At 75.5% G+C, this 22,076-nt stretch carries 16 protein-coding genes; 9 read left to right on the top strand and 7 right to left on the bottom strand.

The genetic code is table 11. From position 1 onward, the window contains the following. Positions 1-5: 5 nt before the first annotated feature. From OKX07_RS03365 to OKX07_RS03395, 7 genes are all read left to right on the top strand, one after another. Positions 6-1,160 (top strand): AAA family ATPase, encoded by a 1,155-nt coding sequence (locus OKX07_RS03365; RefSeq protein WP_265630452.1) that lies wholly within the window; start codon positions 6-8, stop codon positions 1,158-1,160. Positions 1,161-1,228: 68 nt separating this feature from the next. After that, positions 1,229-1,669, top strand: coding sequence for an OsmC family peroxiredoxin (locus tag OKX07_RS03370; RefSeq protein ID WP_265630453.1), 441 nt, complete (start codon positions 1,229-1,231; stop codon positions 1,667-1,669). A 57-nt stretch (positions 1,670-1,726) separates the two neighbouring features. Beyond that, positions 1,727-1,990 carry a FeoA family protein gene (locus OKX07_RS03375; protein WP_265630454.1) on the top strand — a complete coding sequence of 88 codons (264 nt, stop codon included), beginning with the start codon at positions 1,727-1,729 and terminating at the stop codon, positions 1,988-1,990. Beyond that, a complete protein-coding gene (gene feoB, locus OKX07_RS03380) occupies positions 1,987-3,921 on the top strand; it encodes a ferrous iron transporter B (protein WP_265630455.1) in 1,935 nt (644 codons plus the stop codon). Before OKX07_RS03375 ends, feoB begins: the two co-directional genes overlap by 4 nt. A 61-nt stretch (positions 3,922-3,982) precedes the next feature. After that, positions 3,983-4,216, top strand: a complete 234-nt coding sequence (locus OKX07_RS03385; protein ID WP_265630456.1) for a hypothetical protein — start codon at positions 3,983-3,985, stop codon at positions 4,214-4,216. Between the two features lie 134 nt (positions 4,217-4,350). Next, positions 4,351-8,451 carry a cutinase family protein gene (locus OKX07_RS03390; protein ID WP_265630457.1) on the top strand — a complete coding sequence of 1,367 codons (4,101 nt, stop codon included), beginning with the start codon at positions 4,351-4,353 and terminating at the stop codon, positions 8,449-8,451. Between the two features lie 73 nt (positions 8,452-8,524). Next, entirely contained in the window at positions 8,525-11,503 is a 2,979-nt protein-coding gene (locus OKX07_RS03395) for an FAD-binding and (Fe-S)-binding domain-containing protein (protein WP_265630458.1), read from the top strand. A gap of 27 nt (positions 11,504-11,530) precedes the next feature. Here OKX07_RS03395 and OKX07_RS03400 read toward each other — a convergent pair whose 3' ends face one another. Continuing rightward, the gene (locus tag OKX07_RS03400) at positions 11,531-11,824 is read right to left on the bottom strand and encodes an MTH1187 family thiamine-binding protein (RefSeq protein ID WP_203674967.1); all 294 of its coding nucleotides are present in this window, start codon (positions 11,822-11,824) and stop codon (positions 11,531-11,533) included. 215 nt (positions 11,825-12,039) lie between these two features. Between OKX07_RS03400 and OKX07_RS03405 the strand changes: the two genes are divergently transcribed. Continuing rightward, complete coding sequence (locus tag OKX07_RS03405) at positions 12,040-13,398, top strand: hypothetical protein (RefSeq protein ID WP_265630459.1); 1,359 nt, start codon at positions 12,040-12,042, stop codon at positions 13,396-13,398. Positions 13,399-13,438: 40 nt separating this feature from the next. On the opposite strand, the gene OKX07_RS03410 is transcribed toward OKX07_RS03405, so the two are convergent. The 5 genes from OKX07_RS03410 to OKX07_RS03430 all read right to left on the bottom strand — a co-directional run bounded on the left by OKX07_RS03410 (position 13,439) and on the right by OKX07_RS03430 (position 19,343). Then, positions 13,439-14,515, bottom strand: coding sequence for an alpha/beta hydrolase (locus OKX07_RS03410; RefSeq protein ID WP_265630460.1), 1,077 nt, complete (start codon positions 14,513-14,515; stop codon positions 13,439-13,441). A 6-nt stretch (positions 14,516-14,521) separates the two neighbouring features. Next, complete coding sequence (locus tag OKX07_RS03415) at positions 14,522-15,481, bottom strand: zinc-binding dehydrogenase (RefSeq protein ID WP_265630461.1); 960 nt, start codon at positions 15,479-15,481, stop codon at positions 14,522-14,524. Between the two features lie 246 nt (positions 15,482-15,727). Continuing rightward, positions 15,728-16,450 (bottom strand): maleylpyruvate isomerase N-terminal domain-containing protein, encoded by a 723-nt coding sequence (locus OKX07_RS03420; RefSeq protein WP_265630462.1) that lies wholly within the window; start codon positions 16,448-16,450, stop codon positions 15,728-15,730. 223 nt (positions 16,451-16,673) lie between these two features. Then, complete coding sequence (gene metX, locus OKX07_RS03425) at positions 16,674-17,984, bottom strand: homoserine O-acetyltransferase MetX (protein WP_265630463.1); 1,311 nt, start codon at positions 17,982-17,984, stop codon at positions 16,674-16,676. A 39-nt stretch (positions 17,985-18,023) separates the two neighbouring features. Next, positions 18,024-19,343, bottom strand: coding sequence for a bifunctional o-acetylhomoserine/o-acetylserine sulfhydrylase (locus OKX07_RS03430; protein ID WP_265630464.1), 1,320 nt, complete (start codon positions 19,341-19,343; stop codon positions 18,024-18,026). A 682-nt stretch (positions 19,344-20,025) separates the two neighbouring features. Here OKX07_RS03430 and OKX07_RS03435 point away from each other — a divergent pair. After that, positions 20,026-21,432, top strand: coding sequence for an NlpC/P60 family protein (locus OKX07_RS03435; protein ID WP_265630465.1), 1,407 nt, complete (start codon positions 20,026-20,028; stop codon positions 21,430-21,432). Positions 21,433-21,532: 100 nt separating this feature from the next. Here OKX07_RS03435 and OKX07_RS03440 read toward each other — a convergent pair whose 3' ends face one another. Further along, entirely contained in the window at positions 21,533-22,030 is a 498-nt protein-coding gene (locus tag OKX07_RS03440; protein ID WP_191780394.1) for an inorganic diphosphatase, read from the bottom strand. Positions 22,031-22,076: the final 46 nt, after the last annotated feature.

Consider the following 22,076-nt stretch of genomic DNA (forward strand, 5'->3'; position numbering starts at 1 on the left):
GCTGCATGACCGAGCCCACGTCCCCCGCGCGCCCGCTGGTCGGGCGCGGGGCCGAGCTCGACGACATCGACGAGCTGCTGTCGTCCGTGTCGTCCGGCGGCGGCGCGACGGTCCTGCTCGAGGGCGAGGCCGGCGTCGGTCGCACACGCCTCGTGGAGGCGCTGCAGCGGGCCGCCGAGCTGCTGGACGTCGAGGTCTGCCTCGGCCGGGCCGTCGGCCCGTCGGCGCCGCCCTACGCGCTGCTCACCGACGCCCTGCTGGGCCCCGCGCCCGGCCGTGACGACCGCGGCCCCGTCGTCGCCGAGCTCACGGCGCTGCTCGAGGTGCTGCCCGCCGACCGGGCAGCCGCGCCCGCCCGCTTCGGGCGCGCCGACGAGCTGTTCGGGGCGCTCGTGCGGCGCCGTGGCGAGGCCGGGCCCTGGGTGCTGGTGCTCGAGGACGTGCACCTGGCCGACACCTGCACCCTGCAGCTCCTGTCCGGCCTCGCCGGTCTGGGAGCGCTGCCCCGCGCGCTGACCGTCATGACGATGCGCGCCGTGCCGCACCGCACCGAGCTCGACGTCGTCGTCGCGGGGTGGACCCGCGCCGGCGCCCGCTACCTCGAGCTGCGGCCGCTGGGTCCCGCGGCGACGCTCGAGCTCGCGCAGCGGCTGCTGCACGCGAACCCCGGCCCGGCGCTGCGCGGGGTCCTCGCGACCGCCGGCGGCAACCCGCGGCTCGTCGTCGAGATGCTGCGCACGGCCGAGGCCTGCGGCGTGCTGGAGCGCAGCGGCGGCGTCGTCGAGGCCGTCGGCACGGGCTGGCTCGACGAGCTCGCCGAGGTCGGGCGCGCACACGTGCAGCACCTGGGGCCGCAGGTCCTGACGATGCTCGGGCAGGCGTCGGTGCTCGGCACGTCGTTCGTCGTCGGGGACCTCGCGGCGCTGGCGGGCGAGCCCGTCACCGAGTGCTGGCGCACGCTGCGCCACGGCCTGGCCGCGGGCGTCGTGCACGCGCGCGGCGACCGGCTCGTGTTCCGCCACGACCTGGTGCGCACGTCGCTGTACGGGGCGCTCGACGAGGGGCAGCGCCGCGCGCTGCACGCCCGCGCGGCGTGGGCGCTGCGGGCGGCCGGGGCCCCGGGGCACGTCGTCGCGGCCCACCTCGAACGCGCGCGATGACGCCGGGCGCCGCCTAGGGTCGAACCCGGGCGCTGCTCGCGCCCACCACCGACGTACGAGGAGTGGACATGCCCACGCGCAGCGCACGCACGGCCTGGAACGGCACCCTGCAGGAAGGTGGCGGCCAGGTCGAGCTGTCCAGCTCGAAGGTCGGCACGTACGACGTGTCGTTCCCGAAGCGCGCGGCCGACGACGCCGGGGGCACCACGAGCCCCGAGGAGCTCATCGCCGCGGCGCACTCGTCCTGCTACGCCATGCAGCTGTCGGCGGACATCGCCGCGGCCGGTGGCACCCCCGTCGCGCTCGAGGTGACCGCCGACGTGACCCTCGGCCCGGACCCCGCGGGCGGCTTCCGCATCACGGGCATCGCCCTGACGGTCCGCGGCGAGGTCGAGGGCCTGGACGCGGCCGGCTTCCAGCAGGCCGCCGAGGCCGCCAAGGCCGGCTGCCCGGTCAGCAAGGCCCTGACGGGCACGGAGATCACGCTGGACGCCGCGCTGGAGTCCTGAGCGGTCCGGGACCTCCGTCCCATGAGGTGAGCCTTCCCTCACCTCTACGTTGGCGCCGTGGAGCTGAGCGGTGTGCCGACCGGGGGGTCCGCCCGCGTCGTGGCGATCGACCTGGACGACGGGCCGCGCGTGCGGCTGCGTGAGCTGGGACTGCGACCCGGGGGTGACCTGCGGGTCACCCACCGGGGCGCGTTCGGCGGGCTGGTCGTGGCGGTCGGCGCGGACAGGTTCGCCGTCGACGCCCGCACGGCGTCGCACGTGCGCGTCGACGTGGGGCCCGGTACGCCGCCCGCGACGGGGACGACGGGCGCGACCTCGTGAGCTGTCACGAGGTCGCGCCCGCCGACGGCACCACGGCCACCCTCGCGGTGCCGCTCGTCGTGCTCGTCGGCAACCCGAACGTCGGCAAGTCCACGCTCTTCAACGCGCTGACCGGGGGTCGGCAGCGCGTCGTCAACGCGCCCGGCACGACCGTCGAGCTCCAGACCGGCACGTGGCGACCGGACGGTCCCGAGCCGAGCCCGCTGCGTCTGGTGGACCTGCCCGGTGCGTACAGCCTGCTGGCCCGCACCCCGGACGAGCAGGTCACGGCGGACGTCGTGGGCGGCGCGAGCGCCGTGGGCGTGCCGGACGTCGCCGTCGTGCTGGTCGAGGCCGGGGCGCTGTCCCGCTCGTTGTACCTGCTCGGGCAGGTCGCGCGGCGGGGCCTGCGCGTCGTCGTCGCGCTGACCATGCTCGACGTGGCCCGCAGCCGCGGCGTCGACGTCGACGCCGCGGCCCTCGCAGACATGCTCGGGGTGCCGGTCGTGCCCGTCCACCCCCGCCGCGGGGACGGCGTCGACGCCCTCGAGCACGCGGTCGTCGCCACCGTCGCGGACCCGGGAGCGGGCCGCGTCCGGCTGCCCGTGGACGTCGCGGACGCGCCGCCCGACGACGTCGAGGCGCTGTTCGCGTGGGTCGACGACGTCGTCCGGTCCGTCGGCGGGATCGCGCCGGCCGGCGTGCGGACGTGGTCGGACCGGCTCGACCGTGTCCTGCTGCACCCGGTCCTCGGGGTACCCGTGCTGCTGGCGGTGATGTGGGGGCTGTTCCAGCTCGCCACCACCGCCGCGGCCCCTCTGATGGCCGCGGTCGACGGGCTCGTGAACGGCGTGCTCGCCGGTGCGGTCACGGCCGGGCTCGACGCGGTGCGGGCACCCGCGTGGCTCGAGGGCCTGCTCGTCGACGGCGTGCTGGCCGGCGTCGGCACCGTCGCCGCGTTCGTGCCGCTCATGGCACTGATGTTCCTCGCCGTGGCCGTGCTCGAGGACTGCGGGTACCTGGCCCGTGCCGCGTTCGTCGCCGACCGCGCCATGCGGGCCATCGGCCTCGACGGCCGCGCGATGCTGCCGTTCGTCGTCGGCTTCGGCTGCAACCTGCCCGCACTCGCCGCGACGCGCACGCTGCCGCACGCCCGCCAGCGGCTCATGGTCGGCCTGCTCGTGCCGTGGACGACCTGCCCGGCGCGCCTCACGGTGTACGTGCTGCTGGCCTCGGTGTTCTTCCCGGCGCACGCGGGCACCGCGATCTTCCTCATGTACGTCGCGAGCATCGCGCTCGTCGTCGTCGGCGGGCTGCTGCTGCGGGCGACCCTGTTCCGCGACCTGGTGCGCGACCCGCTCGTCCTGGCGCTGCCCGCCTACCAGCGGCCGCGGCTGCGCGCGCTGGCCGCCTCGACGTGGGCGCGCGTGCGCTCGTTCCTCACCAAGGCGGGGCAGGTCATCGTGGTGACGCTCACCGTGGTCTGGGTCGCGCTCGCCGTGCCGGTCACCGGCGGGCACGCCGTGGCCGACGTGCCCGTCGCGGACTCCCTGTACGGGCGGGCGGCGCTGGCGGTCGCACCCGTGCTGGCGCCCGCGGGGTTCGGGGACTGGCACGCGTCGGCGGCGCTGGTCACGGGGTTCGTCGCCAAGGAGGTCGTCGTCGGTGCGCTCGCGCAGGCGTACGCGGTCGACGAGCCGGACGACCCGGCCGCGTCGGGCGACCTGGGGGACCGGCTGCACGCGACGTTCGAGGAGTCGTCCGGCGGGCACCCCGGTGCGGCGGCCGCCGCCTTCATGGTGTTCGTGCTCGCCTACACGCCGTGCCTCGCGACGGTCGCCGAGCAGTGGCGGCTGTTCGGTGCGCGCTGGACCCTCGGGTGCGTGGGCGTGCAGCTGGCGGTCGCGTGGCTGCTGGCGGTCGCGGTGTTCCGCATCGGGTCGGTGCTGTGAGCGGCGGGCGCGGCGGGCGAGTCGGGCACGGCGTGGCCGTCGTCCGCGGCGGGCTGCGGCGATGAGCCTGCTCGCGGACGTCGTCGCGGCGTCGGGTCGCGGTCTGGGGCCGGCGACGGTCGCGCGCGAGCTCGGCGTCGACGTGGGCCTCGTCGCGACCGTCCTCGACCACGCCGCACGCGTCGGGCTGGTCCAGACGTCGTCGTCGGCGCTCGGCCGCACGGGCTGCGGCACGTGCCCGCCGGCCGACGCGCGTCCACCGGCGTGCGCGGCCTGCCCGCTGAGCACCGGCTGATGCCGCCCCGTCACGGCGCCGTCCGGGCCGACGTGGGGGCGAGGGGAGCTCGGGGCTCAAGCGCAACCACCGACCCGCCGATGTCCCAACGACGGTTCGTCCCCGACCGCCCCCCATCGTCCGCGGAGACCGGCATGCCCGTTCCATCTTGCTTCGTCAGGCGCCTGACGTCCGTGCTCGTCGTGAGCCTCGTCGCCGTCCTCCTCGCAGTCCCGGGGGCGCCACCCGCCGCCGCCGCCGCCGCGACCTGGCCCGCGCCGGTGCCGCACGGTGACACCGCGCTGCAGGGCTGCGCGGACGTCCTCGTCGTGGGCGTCAGGGGCTCCGGTCAGACGAGCGACCAGAGCGGCGGGTTCGGGGGGGAGGTCGCCGACGTCCGCGACCACCTGCAGGCCATCGTCGGGGACCGGCGCAGCGTCCGGCAGGTGCAGGTCGACTACCCGTCGGAGCCCGTGAGCGCCGCGCTGTTCCTGGACGTGAGCCCGTCCCACGTGAGCAGCGTGTACCTCGACAGCATCGGGGCGGGGTACGACGCGCTGAACACCGTGATCGACGACTCGCAGACCCGCTGCCCGGACGAGTCGATCGTGCTGGTCGGCTACTCGCAGGGCGCCCTCGTCGTGCACAAGTCCGCGGCCGTCCACGCGTCGGACCCGGACAAGTTCGCCGGCATCGTGCTGGTCGCGGACCCCGCGCGGAACAGCGAGGGAGGTCTCGTCGCCCTGGGCACGGCCGCCCCGGGGACGGGCCTCACCGGCTGGGCCGGTGACCTGTCGTCGCTGCCGCTCGGCGACCTGCAGCCGATCACCACGTCGGTGTGCCAGCTGTACGACGTCGTGTGCGACACGAGCAACCTGTTCGCGACGCCGGAGGCGGTCGCGAGCCCGCTGGGCGCCGCGACGGCCGGGGCGGCCGTGCACACGTCGTACACCGGGACTGCCGTGCTGCAGGAGGCGGCCGCGCGGGTCGCGCAGCGCCTCCTGGGCTACGCCGTGCCCACGGAGACGACCCGGGACGTGCCGATCGGCTCCCCGTTCACGGTCCAGCTCACGACGAAGCCGATGGCGACCGGCGCCACGGCCACCTGGCGCCTGGACCCGGTGTCGACGGCGCCCGCGTCCGTGGCGCTCACGGCGCAGGGGTCCCTGACCGGCGAGCTCGGGCAGCAGGGCATGGCGAGCATCCAGGTGCAGGTCAAGGGCGCGTCCGGGACGTGGCGGCACGAGACGATCGGGCTCCGCGTGGGTGCCGGGCAGTACTGCCCCGCGGCCGCGGACCTCCTGCGCCTGACGGCGACCCCGCGGACGGACGACGAGATCTGGGGCCGGCAGTCGTCGTTCGGGGCGACCGCGCGGGCCGATGAGGGCCTGGCGCCGGCCGCGGCGGCGAGCGGGGCGACGGACCCGGTCGCGACGTCCGACGCCGGCGTGCTGGAGAACGTGCTCGTCTCCCGCGAGGGTTCCTCGCGTCGTGACCCGGACCCGCATCTGGAGGGGCAGCGGCTCGTCTCGCCCGAGGGGCAGGTCGTCCACGTCCACCGCTACGTGGGGTCGATGGGCACGCTCGTCTACCGGACGGGCTCGCCGGACCCGGTGCGCGACCTGGACCAGTCGCCCACCTGGGACGGGAACGACCCGCGCTGGCTCCGTGGCGACCTCATCACCGGCTCGGTGGGGTACTCCCTCGACGAGATCGTCTGGGAGGACCTGGCAGGGACCCGGTCCGGCCGCGCGGAGGTCGAGGGCACGTTCCTGACGGGGTCGGACACCGGGTGGTACGAGTCGTACCGCTGGCCGAGCACGTTCGGCTGCGTCACCGACGGGAGCCTCGTGGTGCGCAGCGTCGACGTCACGGGGGCCGTGGTCGTCCGGACGAACGTCGCGGTCGCGCCCTCGGGCGTCGCCCGCGGCGCCGAGCCGCTGCTGGCGGAGTCCGGGCCCGACGGGCGCAGCCTCGGGATCCTGGTCGGTGTGCGCGACACCGGCCACCCGACCGACCTGACCGTGCTGGGCTGGCAGGCCGGCGAGCCGGACCTGCGCGTGCTCGGCGCCGTCCCTGACGACGAGATCACGGGGGGCAGCCCCTCGGAGTGGCAGTACGGGCCGGGTGCCTCCTACGCGCCCGCGGCCTCGAAGCTCGCCGTCTCCGGCGCCGTGGTGAGCGTGCAGCTGGCGCAGTGGTGGAGGGACCCCGGGGTGAGCGGGACCGGGAAAGCCGGCGACGGGTCGGTCTCCGCGGCGGTCTACCGGTTCGCCCCGGACGCCCCGACCCGGCGGTGGGACGCGCAGCGGCACTCACCCCTGCTCACGCTCCCGGACTCGACGATCTTCTCCGGTCCCGACCACCGGACCCTGACGATCGGCCGGGCGGACGGCAGCACGGCCGCCTCCCAGCTCTCGATGCACGACACCCGGGGCCAGCTCACCGCGTCCTCGGACGGCCACGTCGTCTACATGCCACCGGCAGGCAACGGTCCGCTCAGCCACCCGTGGGTCGGTACGGATCAGCTGCTGCGGGGCTACGTCTACCGCTACGACGACCCGGCCGTGTACACGCCCGTGCCCGTGATCGCCACGCCGGTGCTGGGCAACGTCGGGACGGTCTACGCGCTGTCCGTGAGCGGCGACTCGGTGACCTGGACCGACGACTCCGTCACGGGCGGGGCGCAGTGGACCCGCGGCTACACGCGGGACGGCCGGACGGTCGCGTTGGCGGCGCAGAAGACACGGACCGCCGACATCAGCTCGCGCTCCGAGAGCCTCCACAACGCCCCCTGGCGGGAGGGCGGCCTCGACGTCCACGTCACGCCGGACGACCAGGGGTACTCGGAGCTCACGGTCTTCGACGGCACGACCGAGCTGTGGTCCACCTCGATCTCCGACGACCACGCCAACTACCGGATCCACGACGGCCGCATCGACCTCACGAGCGACTGCCGGACGTACGACCTGCGCACCGGCGCCCTGGTGTTCGAGACGGAGGTCTGGCACTACGGCCGACCGGTCTTCACGGACCGGGACAACGGCTGCTACCTCGCCAGCGAGGGTTCGGTCGCCGTGTGGGTGGATCAGCGGACGGGGGAGGTGTGGGCGATCGACACCGCGACGACCCGACCCGCGGTCCTCGTCGGCAGGGTGCCGGGCGCGCAAGCCGTCCCGGTCCACGGGTACGTGAACCACCTCAGCATCGAGGACGGTCGGCTGCTGCTGTGGCTCGAGGAGGTCCCCGAGTCCACCTGGGAGCCCGCTCACACCTTCTACGTCGCCGACCTGCGCGACCTCGCCCACCCGGGTCCGCTGGTGCCGCACGAGGGGGCCGCCGACGCCGTCGAGGCCGGCACGGACGACGGCTGGGGCCTCGTCCAGCTCTCCCGCTCCGGCGCGGCGTTCGCGCTCTCCCTCGTGAGCGACTGGGAGTACCGCCAGGACGAGAAGGTCGAGTACGGCGGCTACCGCGACGCGTCGGTCCAGGTCTTCTCCCTCGACGCGGACGCACCCTTCGCGACCGTGCGGCCTGCCGACGAGCCGTACTACATCTACGGCCCGGCGATCTCCCTGTCCGGCGACCTGCTGGGCTGGTCCGACGGGTCGGGGGGAGTCGTGCTGTCACGGCTCGCGGTCCCCGACGCCTCGGAGCCGGCCGACCTCACGGCCGCGCCGGTGCCGACGATCACGGGCACGGTCGCGGTCGGCTCGGTGCTGACCGCGAGGCCCGGGACCTGGGGACCCGCACCGGTGGGCCTGTCCTACCAGTGGTTCGCCGCGGGCGTGGCCGTCGGTGGCGCGACGAGCTCGACGTTCGTCCCCGGCGCCGCCCACCGCGGCACGACGATCACCGTCGCCGTCACCGGCACCAAGGTCGGCTACGCCACGGTCGTGCGGACCTCCGCGCCGACCGCCGCCGTCGCCCCGGGCACGCTGACGTCCTCGACCCCCCGGATCAGGGGCGCCGCGCGGGTCGGCAACCAGCTCGTGGCGGTGCCGGGCACGTGGACCAGCGGCACGACGCTCACCTACCAGTGGTCCGTCGCGGGGGTGGCCGTGGCCGGCGCGACGACGTCGAGGTTCGTGCTCACCGCGGCTCACCGCGGCAAGGCCGTCACCGTCAGGGTCACCGGCACCCGGGCGGGCTACACCTCGGTCGCCACCACGTCGGCGGCGACGGCCGCGGTCGACGCCGCCAGCCCGCTCAAGGCCGCGAAGGCGATGGTCGGGCGCACCTCGCGGACGGGCTGACCCGGGCCCGGTCGACGGCGCGGACGTGGACCGGGCGCGCAGGTCCTACGCGGCGGATGGGAGACTGCGCACCGTGGCTGTGACGACCGACGTGTCCGGGAGCGCCGTCCGGGAGGTCGTGCACGCGCTGCGCGGCGTCGTCCGCGGCAGCGTCGACGACTCCACGCGCCGCCGGGCGGAGTACTCGACCGACGCGTCGAACTACCGGGTCGTGCCGCAGGTCGTGGTGTTCCCGCGGGACGTCGACGACGTCCTCGCGGCGCTGGCGGTCGCCCGCGAGACCGGCACGCCGCTGACGTCGCGCGGCGGCGGCACGTCCGTGGCCGGCAACGCCGTGGGCACCGGCATCGTCCTGGACTTCTCGCGGCACGTGAACCGGGTCCTGGAGATCGACCCCGAGGCCCGCACGGCCCGCGTCGAGCCGGGCGTGATCATGTCGCACCTGCAGCAGGCGGCCGCGCCGTACGGCCTGCGGTTCGGCCCCGACCCCTCGACGCAGGCCCGCGCGACCCTCGGCGGCATGATCGGCAACAACGCGTGCGGGCCGCGGGCCGTCGCGTTCGGGCGGACCGCGGACAACGTCGTCGACCTCGACGTCGTCGACGGCACCGGCCGCCGGTTCACGGCCGGCGCGGGTGCGGGCGCGCTCGACCCCGTCCCCGGCCTGGACGCCCTGGTCCGCGCCCACCTCGACGTCGTGCGCACCGAGCTGGGCCGGTTCCGCCGCCAGGTGTCGGGGTACTCCCTGGAGCACCTGACGCCGGAGAACGGCACCGACCTGGCCAAGATGCTCGTCGGCACCGAGGGCACGCTGGTCACGCTGCTGGGGGCGACGGTGAACCTCGTGCCCGTGCCGTCGGCGCCCGTGCTCGTCGTCCTGGGCTACCCCGACATGCCGACGGCCGCCGACGCCGTCCCCGCGCTGCTCGCGCACGCGCCGCTGGCGATCGAGGGCATGGACTCGCGGCTCGTCGACGTGGTGCGCCGCGTCAAGGGCGCGTCCGCCGTGCCGGACCTGCCGCCCGGCGGTGGCTGGATGATGTGCGAGGTCGGCGGTGCGACGCTCGACGAGGCGATGGTGACGGCGCGCGCGCTCGCGGCGGACTCCGGCACGGATGCGGTCGCGATCTTCCCGCCCGGACCCGAGGCCGCCGCGATGTGGCGGATCCGCGAGGACGGCGCCGGCCTGGGCGGGCGGACGCCGTCGGGCGAGCAGGCGTGGCCCGGGTTCGAGGACTCCGCCGTCCCGCCGGAGCGGCTGGGCGCCTACCTGCGCGAGCTCGAGGCGCTGATGGCCGACCACCGCGTCGACGGCCTGGCCTACGGGCACTTCGGCGACGGGTGCGTGCACCTGCGCCTCGACATCCCGCTGGCCCGGTCCGGGGACCCGCTGCGCGCGTTCATGGAGGACGCGGCGGCGCTCGTCGCCTCGCACGGCGGCTCGCTGTCCGGCGAGCACGGTGACGGACGCGCACGCTCCGAGCTGCTGCCGCTCATGTACTCGCCGCGCACGATCGACCTGTTCGGCGCCGTCAAGGACCTGTTCGACCCGTCCGACCTGCTCAACCCCGGCGTCCTGGTCCGGCCCCGCCCGCTCGACGCGGACCTGCGCCGCCCCGCCGCGCGGTCGCTGCTGGCCGGGTCGGGCGGCTTCGCGTTCGCGCACGACGACGGCGACATGACGACCGCCGTGCACCGGTGCGTCGGCGTCGGCAAGTGCCGTGCCGACACCAGCGCGTCGGGCGGGTTCATGTGCCCGTCGTACCTCGCCACCAAGGACGAGAAGGACTCCACGCGCGGCCGCGCCCGCGTGCTGCAGGAGATGGCGAACGGGTCGCTGGTGTCGCGGGGCTGGTCCTCGCGCGAGGTGCACGAGTCCCTCGACCTGTGCCTGAGCTGCAAGGCGTGCTCGTCGGACTGCCCCGCGGGCGTCGACATGGCGCAGTACAAGTCGGAGGTGCTGCACCGTACGTACCGGCGGCGGCTGCGGCCGGTCAACCACTACGCGCTCGGCTGGCTGCCGCGGTGGGCGCGGCTCGTCACCGGGGTGCCGGGGCTCGCCACGCTCGCCAACGCCGTCCTGGGCGTGCGGCCGGTCGCCAAGGTCGTCCTGGCGCTGGGTGGCATGGACACGCGTCGAGGCATGGTGAGCTTCGCGCCCGTGCCGTTCCGGACGTGGGCGCGCGGCGCGGGACGCCGGGCGGGTGACGTGCGCGTCGTGGGACGTCGCGACGCCGCCACCGTCACGCTGCCGATCGACACGGTCGACGCCGCCGGCGTCCCCGACGCGCCCGGGACGCCCGCCCCCCGCCCGCCCGTGCTGCTGTGGACCGACTCGTTCAGCGACACGCTCGCCCCGTCGGTCGCGCACGCGGCCGTCGCGGTGCTGCGCGACGCCGGCTACGACGTGCTCGTCCCGGACCACGACGCCTGCTGCGGCCTGACGTGGATCAGCACCGGTCAGCTCGACGGCGCCCGCCACCAGCTCGAGCACCTGCTGGAGGTCCTCGGGCCGTTCGCCGTCAACGGCATCCCGATCGTCGGGCTCGAGCCGTCGTGCACGGCCGTGCTGCGCAGCGACCTGGTCGACCTGCTGCCCGACGACCCGCGGGCCGTCGCCGTGCAGCGCGAGACCCGCACGCTCGCCGAGCTGCTCACCGCCCCCGCGCCGGTCGGCCCCGGCGACCGCTGGCAGGTCCCCGACCTGTCCGACGTCACCGCCGTGGTCCAGCCGCACTGCCACCACTACTCCGTCATGACGTGGACCGCCGACCGCCGCCTGCTCACCGATGCGGGCGCCACGTTCTCCACGCTCGCCGGCTGCTGCGGCCTCGCCGGCAACTTCGGCATGGAGAAGGGCCACTACGACGTGTCGGTCGCGGTCGCCGAGAACGCGCTGCTGCCCGCGCTGCGTGCCGCAGCCCCCGGCGACGTCTACCTGGCGGACGGCTACTCGTGCCGCACGCAGGCCGAGCAGCTCGCGGACGTGACCGGCGTGCACCTCGCGGAGCTGCTCGCGTCACGCCTTGCGGGACGGGACCCGGCGACCTGACGCACGCGGGCACGCGCCTCGGGGGCGTCAGTCCGTGAGCAGGGCCTCGACCCGTGCGACCTTGCCGTCGAGCTCGCCGGTGTGCCCCGGGCGGATGTCGGCCTTGAGCACCAGGCTCACGCGGTGCCCGTGCGCGCCGACCGCCTCGGTCGCACGCCGCACGACGTCCATCACCTCGTCCCACTCGCCCTCGAGGGTCGTGAACATGGCGTCCGTGCGGTTGGGCAGGCCCGATTCCCGCACGATGCGGACGGCGTCGGCGACGGCCTGGGAGACGGACTCGCCGGCACCGAGCGGCGCGACGGAGAAGGCGATGAGCATGAGCCCACCCTGCCCTCGGGGTCTGCGCGCGTCCACCCGGGGGAGGATCACCTGAACGGTTGACCGACACCCTGGACGGACCCCCTGTCGCCCGTCCGACGGGCTGACTCGGTAGCCCGAGTTGTGGGACAGTGTCCGGGCGACGATCGCACGCCGCACCCGCCGCGTGCCGCCGTCTCGACCGCCCCGCTGTGCAAGGAAGGCCCGGACGCGACATGCCGATCTTCGAGCTCGACGACGGGCGCCCACGCCTCGTCCAGCCGATGCAGCCGCTCGCCGGGTCCTTCGCGCAGGAGGTCACCGCCCTGGTCACGCACCACCTCGCGGCCGTCGCCGGCGAGCCCCTGTTCGTCGTGCGGGCGCGCGGCGCGTCCGACCGCGCCGACCTGCCCGAGCTGCTGGCGCTCGACGCGTCCGGGCGTCCCGTCGTCGTGGCCGTCGCGCAGGTGCTGGACGACGACGCGATCGTCGCGGCGCTGCGGCACGGGGGTGCGGCCGCGCGGATGACGACCGGGGACCTGGCCCGCGCGTACCACGTGGACCCGAGCCGGTTCGCCGTCGACTTCGCGGCCTTCCGCGAGCACGTGCCCTTCGGCTCGGCCGCCGGGCGGACGCGCGGCGGGGTGCGCCTGCTGCTGCTGTGCTCCGAGGTCGCGGCCGAGGCCACGGATACCCTGGGCTTCCTGCGCGGCGGCGAGCACCAGGTCGACGTCATGCAGGTCGGCGTCGTCCGCGGCGACGAGCGCCGGCTGCTGGAGGTGTCGCCCCTCGCGCTGCACGAGGGCCTGCGCCGCCCGGTCGAGCCCACGGCGCTGCGCCTGGTGCGCTCCAGCGAGGCGTTCGCGACGGCCATGGCGTACGACTCCGAGCGGGCCGCGGGCCTGCCGTCGGGCCGGTCCAAGTCCCTGCCGACCGGCGAGCTGCGCGCCGTCACGCCCCCGCCGGAGCAGACCGAGCCGCCGGCGCCGACGCCCATCGGCCGGCGCGGCAGCGTGACCGAGCCGACGCCGCTGCCGTTCCGCACCGCCGGGCCCACGGCGCACCCGCCGGAGCCTCCCACCGACTCCCCACGACCCGGCGCTCCGGGCCGCCCCGACATGACCGAGTGGCCCCGCGACACGTCCGTGCCGCCGACGTCGTCGATGCTCGAGGGCCCGCCGACGCTCACGCCCGTCGCCGGGCTGCGCGCCGCCGTCGTCGACGGCTCCCCGCCGCGTGCGTCGGGCGCGCCGGGTGGTGCCGACGCCCCGACGCCGCCGCGCGGGCAGCCCGTCCCCGACGTCCCCGACGCGCGTCGCCCGGCGCGCCCTGACTGGCCGTTCCCCGAGCTCGCGATGCTGGCCAAGCGCCGCCGCGCCGTCACGACGCTGGTGTGGGTGCGCGAGCGACGCGGGCAGCGCTTCTCGGCGGTGCTGCGCCCCGACGGCATGATCGAGCTGCCCGACGGCACGGTCCTGCCCGACCCGGACGTGGCCGCCCAGACCCTCTCGGGCGTCGAGGGCGTCGACGGGTGGCGTGCGTGGCGCATCGGCGACGGCGGTCCGACGCTCGCGGAGGCCACGGGCGCGCTGTGATGCCGCGGGTCGGCACAGGCCGCGCAGTCCGTGCGGCCTCTCAGCCCCAGCCGTACGCGATCAGCCAGCGCGTGATCTCGGCGTAGAACCGCTCGCGTGCCGGCCGCGCGGACAACGTGAGGTCGTGCATGCCGCCCGCGACGCGCACGAGCGTCGTCACGGGTCCGAGCTGCGCGGTGCGTCGCGCGATCACCTCGGTGTCGAGGACGACGTCGGCCGACCGCATCTCCTCGCTCCACCGTGGGCTGATGAGCGAGCGGTCGGAGAGCGCCGTGAGCACCGGCACGTCGATGCCCAGGCCCCGCGCGACAGTCGCGTGCCCCGCCATCACCGCGCTGAGCCAGCCCGCTCGCACGGGGAACGTCGGGGTGGGACGCCACCGTTCGTCGACCGTCCAGTCCCCACCCGTGGCCGCGTCGATGGTGCGCGCGTAGTACCCGGGGTCGATGTTGGGCAACGCGGCCTTGGGGCTGAACCGCGCGAGCCGGCTGATGGCCGGCGCGGACAGGTGCCGCGCGAGCGACGACCCCTGGAGCTCCAGCCACGGCGCGTTCAGGACGAGCCCTCGCACGATCCCGGGGTGCCGCGCCAGCCACAGGCTGAGGACCAGCCCGCCCGTCGAGTGGCCCATGAGCAGGACGCGCGCCACGGGCCCGAGCTCGGTGCGGACCACGTCGAGCGCCGCGCCGATCTCCTCGTCGTAGGTGCGCAGGTCGTCGACGTAGCCCGGGGTCTGGTGCTCGCGCAGCGAGCGACCGTACTTGCGCAGGTCGAGCGCGTAGAACGCGGCTCCCTGCGCGTGCCAGAACCGTGCGAGCGGCGCCTGGAAGAAGTAGTCGGACCAGCCGTGCACGTACAGGACGGCACGCGCGGGGCGCAGCGTCGCGTCGGGTCGGTGCCGCACGAGCGTGGCGGTGACCTCGCCCTCGTCGTCGTCGGCCAGGTCGAGACGACGGGCCTCGAAGCCGTCACCGAGCGCGTCGGGCGACCAGGACGTCGTGAGCGTCGCGCCGTCCCACGCGGCGCTGCCCGGCGGCGCGGGACCGTCGGGCCGGGTGGCCGGAGCCTCGGCGGCCGCGTCGGCGGCCGGGCCTGTGAGGTCGCGCGGCTGCTCCACGCGCCCTCAGACCTCGAGCACGATCTTGCCGACGTGGGCGCCGGCAGCCAGACGGGCGAGCCCGTCGGCGGCGCGGGAGAGCGGGTACGTGGAGTCGACGAGCGGCCGGACGCCCGTGCGGGCGAGGAACGCGAGCACGTGACCGAGCTCGTCGCGGGTGCCCATCGTGGCGCCCACGATGCTGATCTCCTGGAAGAACACCCGGGTCAGCGACGCCGGCGCAGGGTCGCCGGACGTCAGACCGGCGACGACGACCCGTCCGCCCGGCCGGACCGAGCGGACCGAGTGCTCCCAGGTGGCCTTGCCGACGGTCTCCAGGACCACGTCGACCGGGCCGACGCGCGTGCCGGGCTCGACGGCCTGCGTGGCGCCCAGCGCCAGCGCGCGCTCGCGCTTGCCCGCGTCGCGGCCCGTCACGACCATCTCGAGCCCCGCCGCGGAGCCCAGCTGCACGGCCGCGACCGCGACCCCGCCGCCCGCACCCTGCACGAGCACCCGCTGCCCGGGCTGCGCGCCGCCGGAGCGGAACAGCATCCGGTACGCCGTGAGGTAGGCGGTCGGCACGCACGCCGCCTCGACCCACGACAGCTCCGCGGGCTTGTCGACGAGGTTCCACGCGGGCACGGCGACGCGCTCGGCGAGCGTGCCCGGGTACCGCTCGGAGAGCAGCGTGCGCGGTTCGTCGACGTCGACCCCACGCCCGTCCGGCCCGCCGACCACCGCGTGCACGACGACCTCCCGTCCGTCGCCCGTGACGCCGGCGGCGTCGGTGCCGAGCACCATCGGCAGCTGCGCCGCGCGCAGCCCGACGCCCCGCAGGGACCACAGGTCGTGGTGGTTGAGCGACGCCGCGCGCACGTCGACCGTCTCCCAGCCGTCGGGTGCGGGCGCGGCGGGCGCGTCGTCGACCACGAGACCCGTCAGCGGGTCGTCGGGGGAGAAGGACACCACGCGCGCCGACAGCATGCACCCCACGCTAGCCCGCACGGCCACCGCCCGCCGGACGCCCCCGCGCGCCGCCCCGCCCCGCCACCCCAGGATCGCGAGAGGTCGTTCCCGCCCCGGGTCGGGCGTGCTGGATTGCTCTCTCGCGGGGGTGGGTCCCGCCCCTGGTGGTGAGAGAGCGATCCAGCTCGGGGTCGGGTGTGCTGGATTGCTCTCTCGCGGGGGTGGGGGGGACTCACCCCCGGTGAGGGGGTGGTCCGGCCCTCGTCAGAGGAGGGGGAGCATGCGGCCCAGGTCGGGGACGGCGTCGGAGGTGTAGCGAGCCTGCAGCGCGAGGGCGAGCTCGTCGACGTCGTACGGCGAGCGCCCGGTGGCGAGGCGCATCCAGCGGCGGGGGTCGACGACCTCGAGGTCCCAGCCGCCGCGCGCGCGGACGATCACGAGCAGCTCGTCCGCGACGAGGGCGAGGGCGTCACGGTCCACGGGGTCGGGCCCGGCGTCGGCCCCGCGGACGCGCCGCACCGAGCGGTACAGGTCGTCGCCGTGCACGACCAGCTCGAGCACGCGCGACACCGTCATCGTCGACAGGCGCACCGGCCCGCGGCGGGCCTGCACGACCGGGTCGCCGGGGGCGAGCGCGTCGAGCGTCCGGAACGCTGCCGCGGCCGAGGTCCGCACGTACCCGACGGGGTCGTGCGCGTGCTCGGCCGCGAGGTGGCGTGTGGTGTCGGCGATGTCCTGCGCGCGGCCCGCGTACGTGCCGACGTACTCGCCGAGCGAGAGGGGGATCGTGTCGTCGGGGAGCGGCGTGCAGGCGGCGAGCGCGTCCATCGCCCGGCCCAGGTGCGCCCACAGCTCGACGACGGTCCAGCCGTCCAGCACCGACGCCTCCCGGCCGAGGCGCGGGTCCGCGACCTGCTCGGCCCACCCGTGCAGGCGGTCCCACTGGGTCCGGAGGGCGGCGGCGGCGGTCGTGACGTCCACAGGCATGGCGCCCATCGTGCCGTGCGCGGCCGGGTCGGCCAACCGCTGACCAGGTGCCCGCCCCGACATCGTCGCCCGGCCTCATCCACATCCCGGACATCCGGGCGGGCGAACCACGCCTTCGGCGGCTTCAGGACGTCGGGAAGCGGCCCAATGCGTGGTTCGCCGGAGGGTGGGGGTGACGGGAGAGGGCCGGGCGGGGGAGCGTGCGGGATGCGGGCCGACGGGGTCAGGGGGTGTGGGCCGCCTCGCGGAGGAAGTCCGCGACGTGGCGGCCGACCTGGTCCTCCTCGATGAGGAACCCGTCGTGGCCGTAGTCCGAGTGCACGTACCGCACCGGCCCGGCGCCGGGGATGGCGGCGGCGACCCGCTCGGACTGCTCCGGGGTGAACAGCCGGTCGGAGTCGACCGCGACGATCAGGGCACGCGCGGTGACCTGGGCGAGCGCAGCCTCGACGCCGCCGCGGTCGCGGCCCAGGTCGTGCGTGATCATCGTGCGAGTCAGGGTGACGTACGAGTTCGCGTCGAAGCGCCGGGCCAGCTTGTCGCCGTGGTGGTCGAGGTAGGACTGGACGGCGAAGCGCCCGCCCTCCAGCGGGTCCTCGGCGCCCTGCGGGATGCGGCCGAACCGGGTGTCGAGCTCCGCGGCGGAGCGGTACGTCTGGTGCGCGATCTGCCGGGCGATGCCGAGGCCGACGTGCGGGCCGTCGCCGTCCGGCACGTCGTAGTAGTCGCCGTCGCGGTAGCGCGGGTCGGCGCCGATCGCGGCGAGCTGCGTGTGGAATCCGGCGATCTGGTCGCCGGTCGTCTGCGCGCACGTCGCGATGGCCGCGATCGCGTCGACGCGGTCCGGGGCGGTGGCCGCCCACTCCAGGACGCGCTGCCCGCCCATGGACGCGCCGATGACGAGCGCCCACGCGTCGATGCCGAGCAGGTCGGCCAGGCGCAGCTCGGCGGCGACCTGGTCGCGGACCGTCAGCAGGGGGAACCGGCTGCCCCAGGGGCGCCCGTCGGGCGCGGTCGTCGCCGGGCCCGTCGACCCCTGGCACCCGCCCAGCACGTTGGGCACGACGACGAACCAGCGGTCGGTGTCGATCGGCGCGCCGGGCCCGACCATCGACTGCCACCAGCCGGGCGTCGGGTGCCCCGGCCCGGCGTCGCCGGTGACGTGCGAGTCGCCCGTCAGTGCGTGCAGGACGAGGACCGCGTTGCTGCCGTCCTCGTCGAGCTCACCCCACGTCTCGTACGCGAGGCGCACCGTGGGCAGCCGGCCGCCCGACTCGAGCTTGAGCGGGCCGAGGTCGGCGAACTGCCGCCGACCCGGTTCGGCGCCGTCGCGCCACGCCGCGGTGGCCGGCACGGGCGGACGCTGCGGCAGCGGGCGTCGGCTGCCGAGCGTCGCACCACGCCGCGCACGGCGCCCGACGAGCGGGTCCGGCACGTCGAGCGCGTCCGACCCCGCACCGGGCTGCGCGCCGGGCATCGCACGCCGTGCGGGCGTACGGTCCGGGGCGTCGGTGCGGGGGTCGGGGTGCGTCATCGTGCCGGTGCCTTCCGTCGGTGCTCTGGCAGCAGGGTCTCAGGCGTCCTTGGCCGCGCGGAAGCCTGCGTCCAGGTCGGCAAGGATGTCATCGATGTGCTCGATGCCGACAGCCAGGCGCACGAGGCCCGGCGTGACGCCCGACTGCAGCTGCTGCTCGGGCGTGAGCTGGCTGTGCGTCGTCGACGCGGGGTGGATGACGAGCGAGCGCACGTCGCCGATGTTCGCGACGTTCGAGTGCAGCTCGAGCGCGGACACGAACGCCTGACCGGCGGCCGCACCACCGTCGAGCTCGAAAGCCAGGACCGCGCCGGCGCCGCGCGGCGCGTACTTGAGCTGGTTGGCGTGCCAGGGGCTCGACTCCAGGCCCGCGTAGTGGACCTTGCGCACCTCGTCGCGTGCCTCGAGCCACCGGGCGACCTTCTGCGCGTTCTCGACGTGCCGCTCGACGCGCAGCGACAGGGTCTCGATGCCCTGCGCGATGAGGAACGCGTTGAACGGGCTGATCGAGGCGCCCAGGTCGCGCAGCAGCTGCACGCGCGCCTTGAGGATGAACGACAGGTTCACGCCGAAGGCGCCGCCGACGCCCAGGTCCCGCGCGAACACCAGGCCGTTGTACGACGGGTCGGGGGTGTTGTAGTTGGGGAAGCGCTCGGGGTGCTGCGCGTAGTCGAACGTGCCGCCGTCGACGATCACGCCGCCGATCGCGGAGCCGTGCCCGCCGAGGTACTTGGTGGCCGAGTGCACGACGACGTCCGCGCCCCACTGGAGCGGGTTGATCAGGTACGGCGTCGCGACGGTGTTGTCGACGACGAGCGGCACGCCGTGCTCGTGCGCGACACCCGCGACCAGCTCGATGTCGAGCACGTCGGCCTGAGGGTTCGGGATCGTCTCGGCGAAGAACAGCTTGGTGTTCGGGCGGATCGCGTCGCGCCACGCCTGCGCGTCGTGCGGGTCGCTGACGAACGTCGTCTCGATGCCGAGCTTGGGCAGCGTGTGGCGCAGGAGGTTGTAGGTGCCCCCGTACAGGCTGGGGGAGGCGACGACGTGGTCCCCGGCCTCGGCGACGTTGAGGATCGCGAACGTCGACGCCGACTGGCCGGATGCGAGCAGCAGCGCGCCGACCCCGCCCTCGAGGCTCGCGATGCGGTTCTCGACGACCTCCGTCGTCGGGTTGCCGATGCGCGTGTAGATGGGCCCGAGCTCCTTGAGCGCGAACCGGTCCGCGGCCTGCTCGGCGGAGTCGAAGACGAACGACGTCGTCTGGTAGATCGGCAGGGCGCGTGCCCCGGTCGTGGGGTCGGCGGTCTGGCCCGCGTGGATCTGGCGGGTCTCGAAGCTCCAGCTCTCGTTGCTCATGGTGTGCTCCTCGCCGGCGTGCTGCCGGTGGTCGGTGGGCGATGGGGGGAGGTCGCCCGAGGAGCGCGCAGTCGACGCCCGCCCCGCGGGGGGTCAGGGGGATGCGCACGTGCCGAGCCGTGGCCGGGACGCGGAGCCGGTGACCCCGACGTCGGGGTGGGCGGTCCGCGGGCAGGCCGAACGTGCGCTGGTCAGCGACACATTCGACGGAACATGGCAAGGAGAGTACGTCGGCCGTCCCGATCCCCGACACGCACGTCTCACGATCAGAGACGATCGTGCCCATCGTCTCGGTGCCGCGCCGCGACATCTCACCCGCCGCCCCCCGCCTCAGGCACCCCACCCACCCCGACCGGAACGTGGGTACTCGTTCACGGGTCGTTGGCGTGAGCGGTGTTCCGGTCGACGGTGTGAGTGGGCTCCGACCGGAACGTGGGTACCCGTCCCGGGGGCGGTGACGTGAGCGGTGTTCCGGTCGGGAGGGGTGGTGGCGCGGCGGTTCACCCGGATGGCCGCAGGGGTCTGTCCGGGTTGCTCCCGAAGCACAACGATGTGACTTCTGGGACCGGTGTGACAGGTGTTCTCTTGTGGGAATCCCACAGGTAGCGTCCCAGACGTGCGTGACGCAGGCGTGACACCCGACCCCCGTCCGGCTCCCCGACGAGGGTCCGACGGGGGGCACGTGCGCGCGCCACGATCCACCCGCCGTGGCGTCCACCGCTCGCTGGTCGCCCTGCCCGTCGGCCTGCTGGCGCTCGGGCTCGTCGTCCCGCCGGCCACCGCCGCACCGTCCGCCGACGACGTGCGCGACGCCCGCGCCGCCGTCGGCCGCGCGCAGCAGTCCGTCGCGCAGATGGAGGTCCGGCTCGCCGAGCTCGCGGCGTCCGCCGAGGCCGCCGAGGTCGCGGTCCAGACCGCCGCCGAGGGCTACACGCAGGCCGTCGCGGACGCCGAGGCCGCCCGGGTCCGCGCGCAGGACGCCGCCGCGCGCTCCGCCGAGGCCGGTGACCAGGCCGAGGTGGCCCGCCGCAAGCTCGTCGCGTTCGCCCGTCAGCTCGCCCGCAGCGGCGGCTCCGCGGAGGTGCTCGAGGCCGCGCTGTCCGCCGACGGGTTCCAGGACGTCGCCCGGCGCACGACCGCCCTCAACCAGGCCACCGGCAAGGCCGACGAGGCCGTCCAGGAGTACCAGGCGACGCTGCTCGTCGCCGGCACCATGGCGCGCCGCTCCGCCGACGCCGCCCAGGACGCCGACGACGCCGCCGGTGCCGCGCAGACCGCGCTCGACGACGCCGAGCGCACGCAGACCGAGGCCACCGCGTCGTTCACCGCGGGCCAGGCGGAGCGCGACGGTCTCATCTCCGCGCTCGCCGCGGCGCGCCAGACCAGCGCCGAGGTCGAGCGGGCCCGGCAGGACGCCCTCGACGCCGAGCGCCGGGCGCGTGCGGAGGCCGCCGCGCAGACCCAGCGCAACCAGCCCCCGGCCGTCGCGACGCCCTCCGGAGGGTCGTCGTCGGCGCCGACGAGCGGTGGTGCCGCGCCCGCCCCGGCTCCGGCGCCCGCCCCCGCACCGGCTCCCGCACCCGCTCCTGCCCCCGCGCCCGGCGCACCCCCGGCCCCGGCCCCGGCGCCCGCCCCCGCACCCGCCCCGGCTCCCGCACCCGCCCCGGCTCCGGCCCCGTCGAACCCCTACGGCCTGGGCACCGGCTCGTCGCGCGGCTCGGCCGGTGCCGGTGAGGCTGCGGCCGCCTGGGCGCAGAGCAAGGTCGGCCTCGCGTACGTGTACGGCGGCAACGGCCCCGACGGCTACGACTGCTCCGGGCTGACCAGCCAGGCGTGGCGCGCCGCGGGCGTGAGCATCAACCGCACGTCGCGCGACCAGTACAAGCAGGTCCTCAAGATCAGCTACGACCAGCTGCGCCCCGGCGACCTGGTGTTCTGGGGCAGCAACGCCAACGACCCGAACAGCATCTACCACGTGGCGATGTGGGTCGGGAACGGCCAGATCATGGAGGCCTCGCGGCCCGGCGTCCCGCTGCGCATCACGTCGATGCGCTGGTCGAGCACCATGCCGTACGCCGGGCGCCCCTGACGCCCTCCGGCGGCGCACCCGGCCGCAGACGCGACGACGCCCTCCCGCCTGCCGGTGGGAGGGCGTCCGTGTCGATCAGCGACCGGGCTCGGCCGGCGCGTCAGTGGTTGTAGTACCCCGAGTCGATCGCGCGCTGCCGGGAGCGCTCGATCTCGGCCTCCGCCTCGGCGCGGCCCGTCCAGTGCGCACCCTCGACGGACTTGCCGGGCTCGAGGTCCTTGTAGACCTCGAAGAAGTGCTGGATCTCCAGGCGGTGGAAGTCGGAGACGTCGTCGATGTCCTGGCGCCACGCGGCGCGCTGGTCGCCCGTCGGGACGCACAGCACCTTGTCGTCGCCGCCCGCCTCGTCGCGCATGCGGAACATGCCGAGCGCGCGGCAGCGGATCAGGCAGCCCGGGAACGTCGGCTCCTCCAGGAGCACGAGCGCGTCCAGCGGGTCCCCGTCCTCGCCGAGGGTGCCCTCGATGAAGCCGTAGTCGTCGGGGTACCGGGTCGAGGTGAAGAGCATCCGGTCGAGGCGGATGCGCCCGGTGGCGTGATCCACCTCGTACTTGTTGCGCTGCCCCTTGGGGATCTCGATCGTGACGTCGAACTCCACTGTGCTTCCCTCCACGCGTCCCCGGCCCGTCGGCGGTGGGGGTCGA

Origin of the sequence: Cellulomonas sp. S1-8 (assembly GCF_026184235.1) — a bacterium.
Lineage (GTDB): Bacteria > Actinomycetota > Actinomycetes > Actinomycetales > Cellulomonadaceae > Cellulomonas.

Bases quoted from the DNA above. Each gene is read 5' to 3' on its own strand.
- OKX07_RS03430 (WP_265630464.1), bottom strand. From the start codon at position 19,343: ATGAGCAACGAGAGCTGGAGCTTCGAGACCCGCCAGATCCACGCGGGC.
- OKX07_RS03385 (WP_265630456.1), top strand. From the start codon at position 3,983: ATGAGCCTGCTCGCGGACGTCGTCGCGGCGTCGGGTCGCGGTCTGGGG.
- OKX07_RS03365 (WP_265630452.1), top strand. From the start codon at position 6: ATGACCGAGCCCACGTCCCCCGCGCGCCCGCTGGTCGGGCGCGGGGCC.
- OKX07_RS03370 (WP_265630453.1), top strand. From the start codon at position 1,229: ATGCCCACGCGCAGCGCACGCACGGCCTGGAACGGCACCCTGCAGGAA.
- metX (WP_265630463.1), bottom strand. From the start codon at position 17,984: ATGACGCACCCCGACCCCCGCACCGACGCCCCGGACCGTACGCCCGCA.
- OKX07_RS03420 (WP_265630462.1), bottom strand. From the start codon at position 16,450: ATGCCTGTGGACGTCACGACCGCCGCCGCCGCCCTCCGGACCCAGTGG.
- OKX07_RS03405 (WP_265630459.1), top strand. From the start codon at position 12,040: ATGCCGATCTTCGAGCTCGACGACGGGCGCCCACGCCTCGTCCAGCCG.
- OKX07_RS03400 (WP_203674967.1), bottom strand. From the start codon at position 11,824: ATGCTCATCGCCTTCTCCGTCGCGCCGCTCGGTGCCGGCGAGTCCGTC.
- OKX07_RS03415 (WP_265630461.1), bottom strand. From the start codon at position 15,481: ATGCTGTCGGCGCGCGTGGTGTCCTTCTCCCCCGACGACCCGCTGACG.
- OKX07_RS03390 (WP_265630457.1), top strand. From the start codon at position 4,351: ATGCCCGTTCCATCTTGCTTCGTCAGGCGCCTGACGTCCGTGCTCGTC.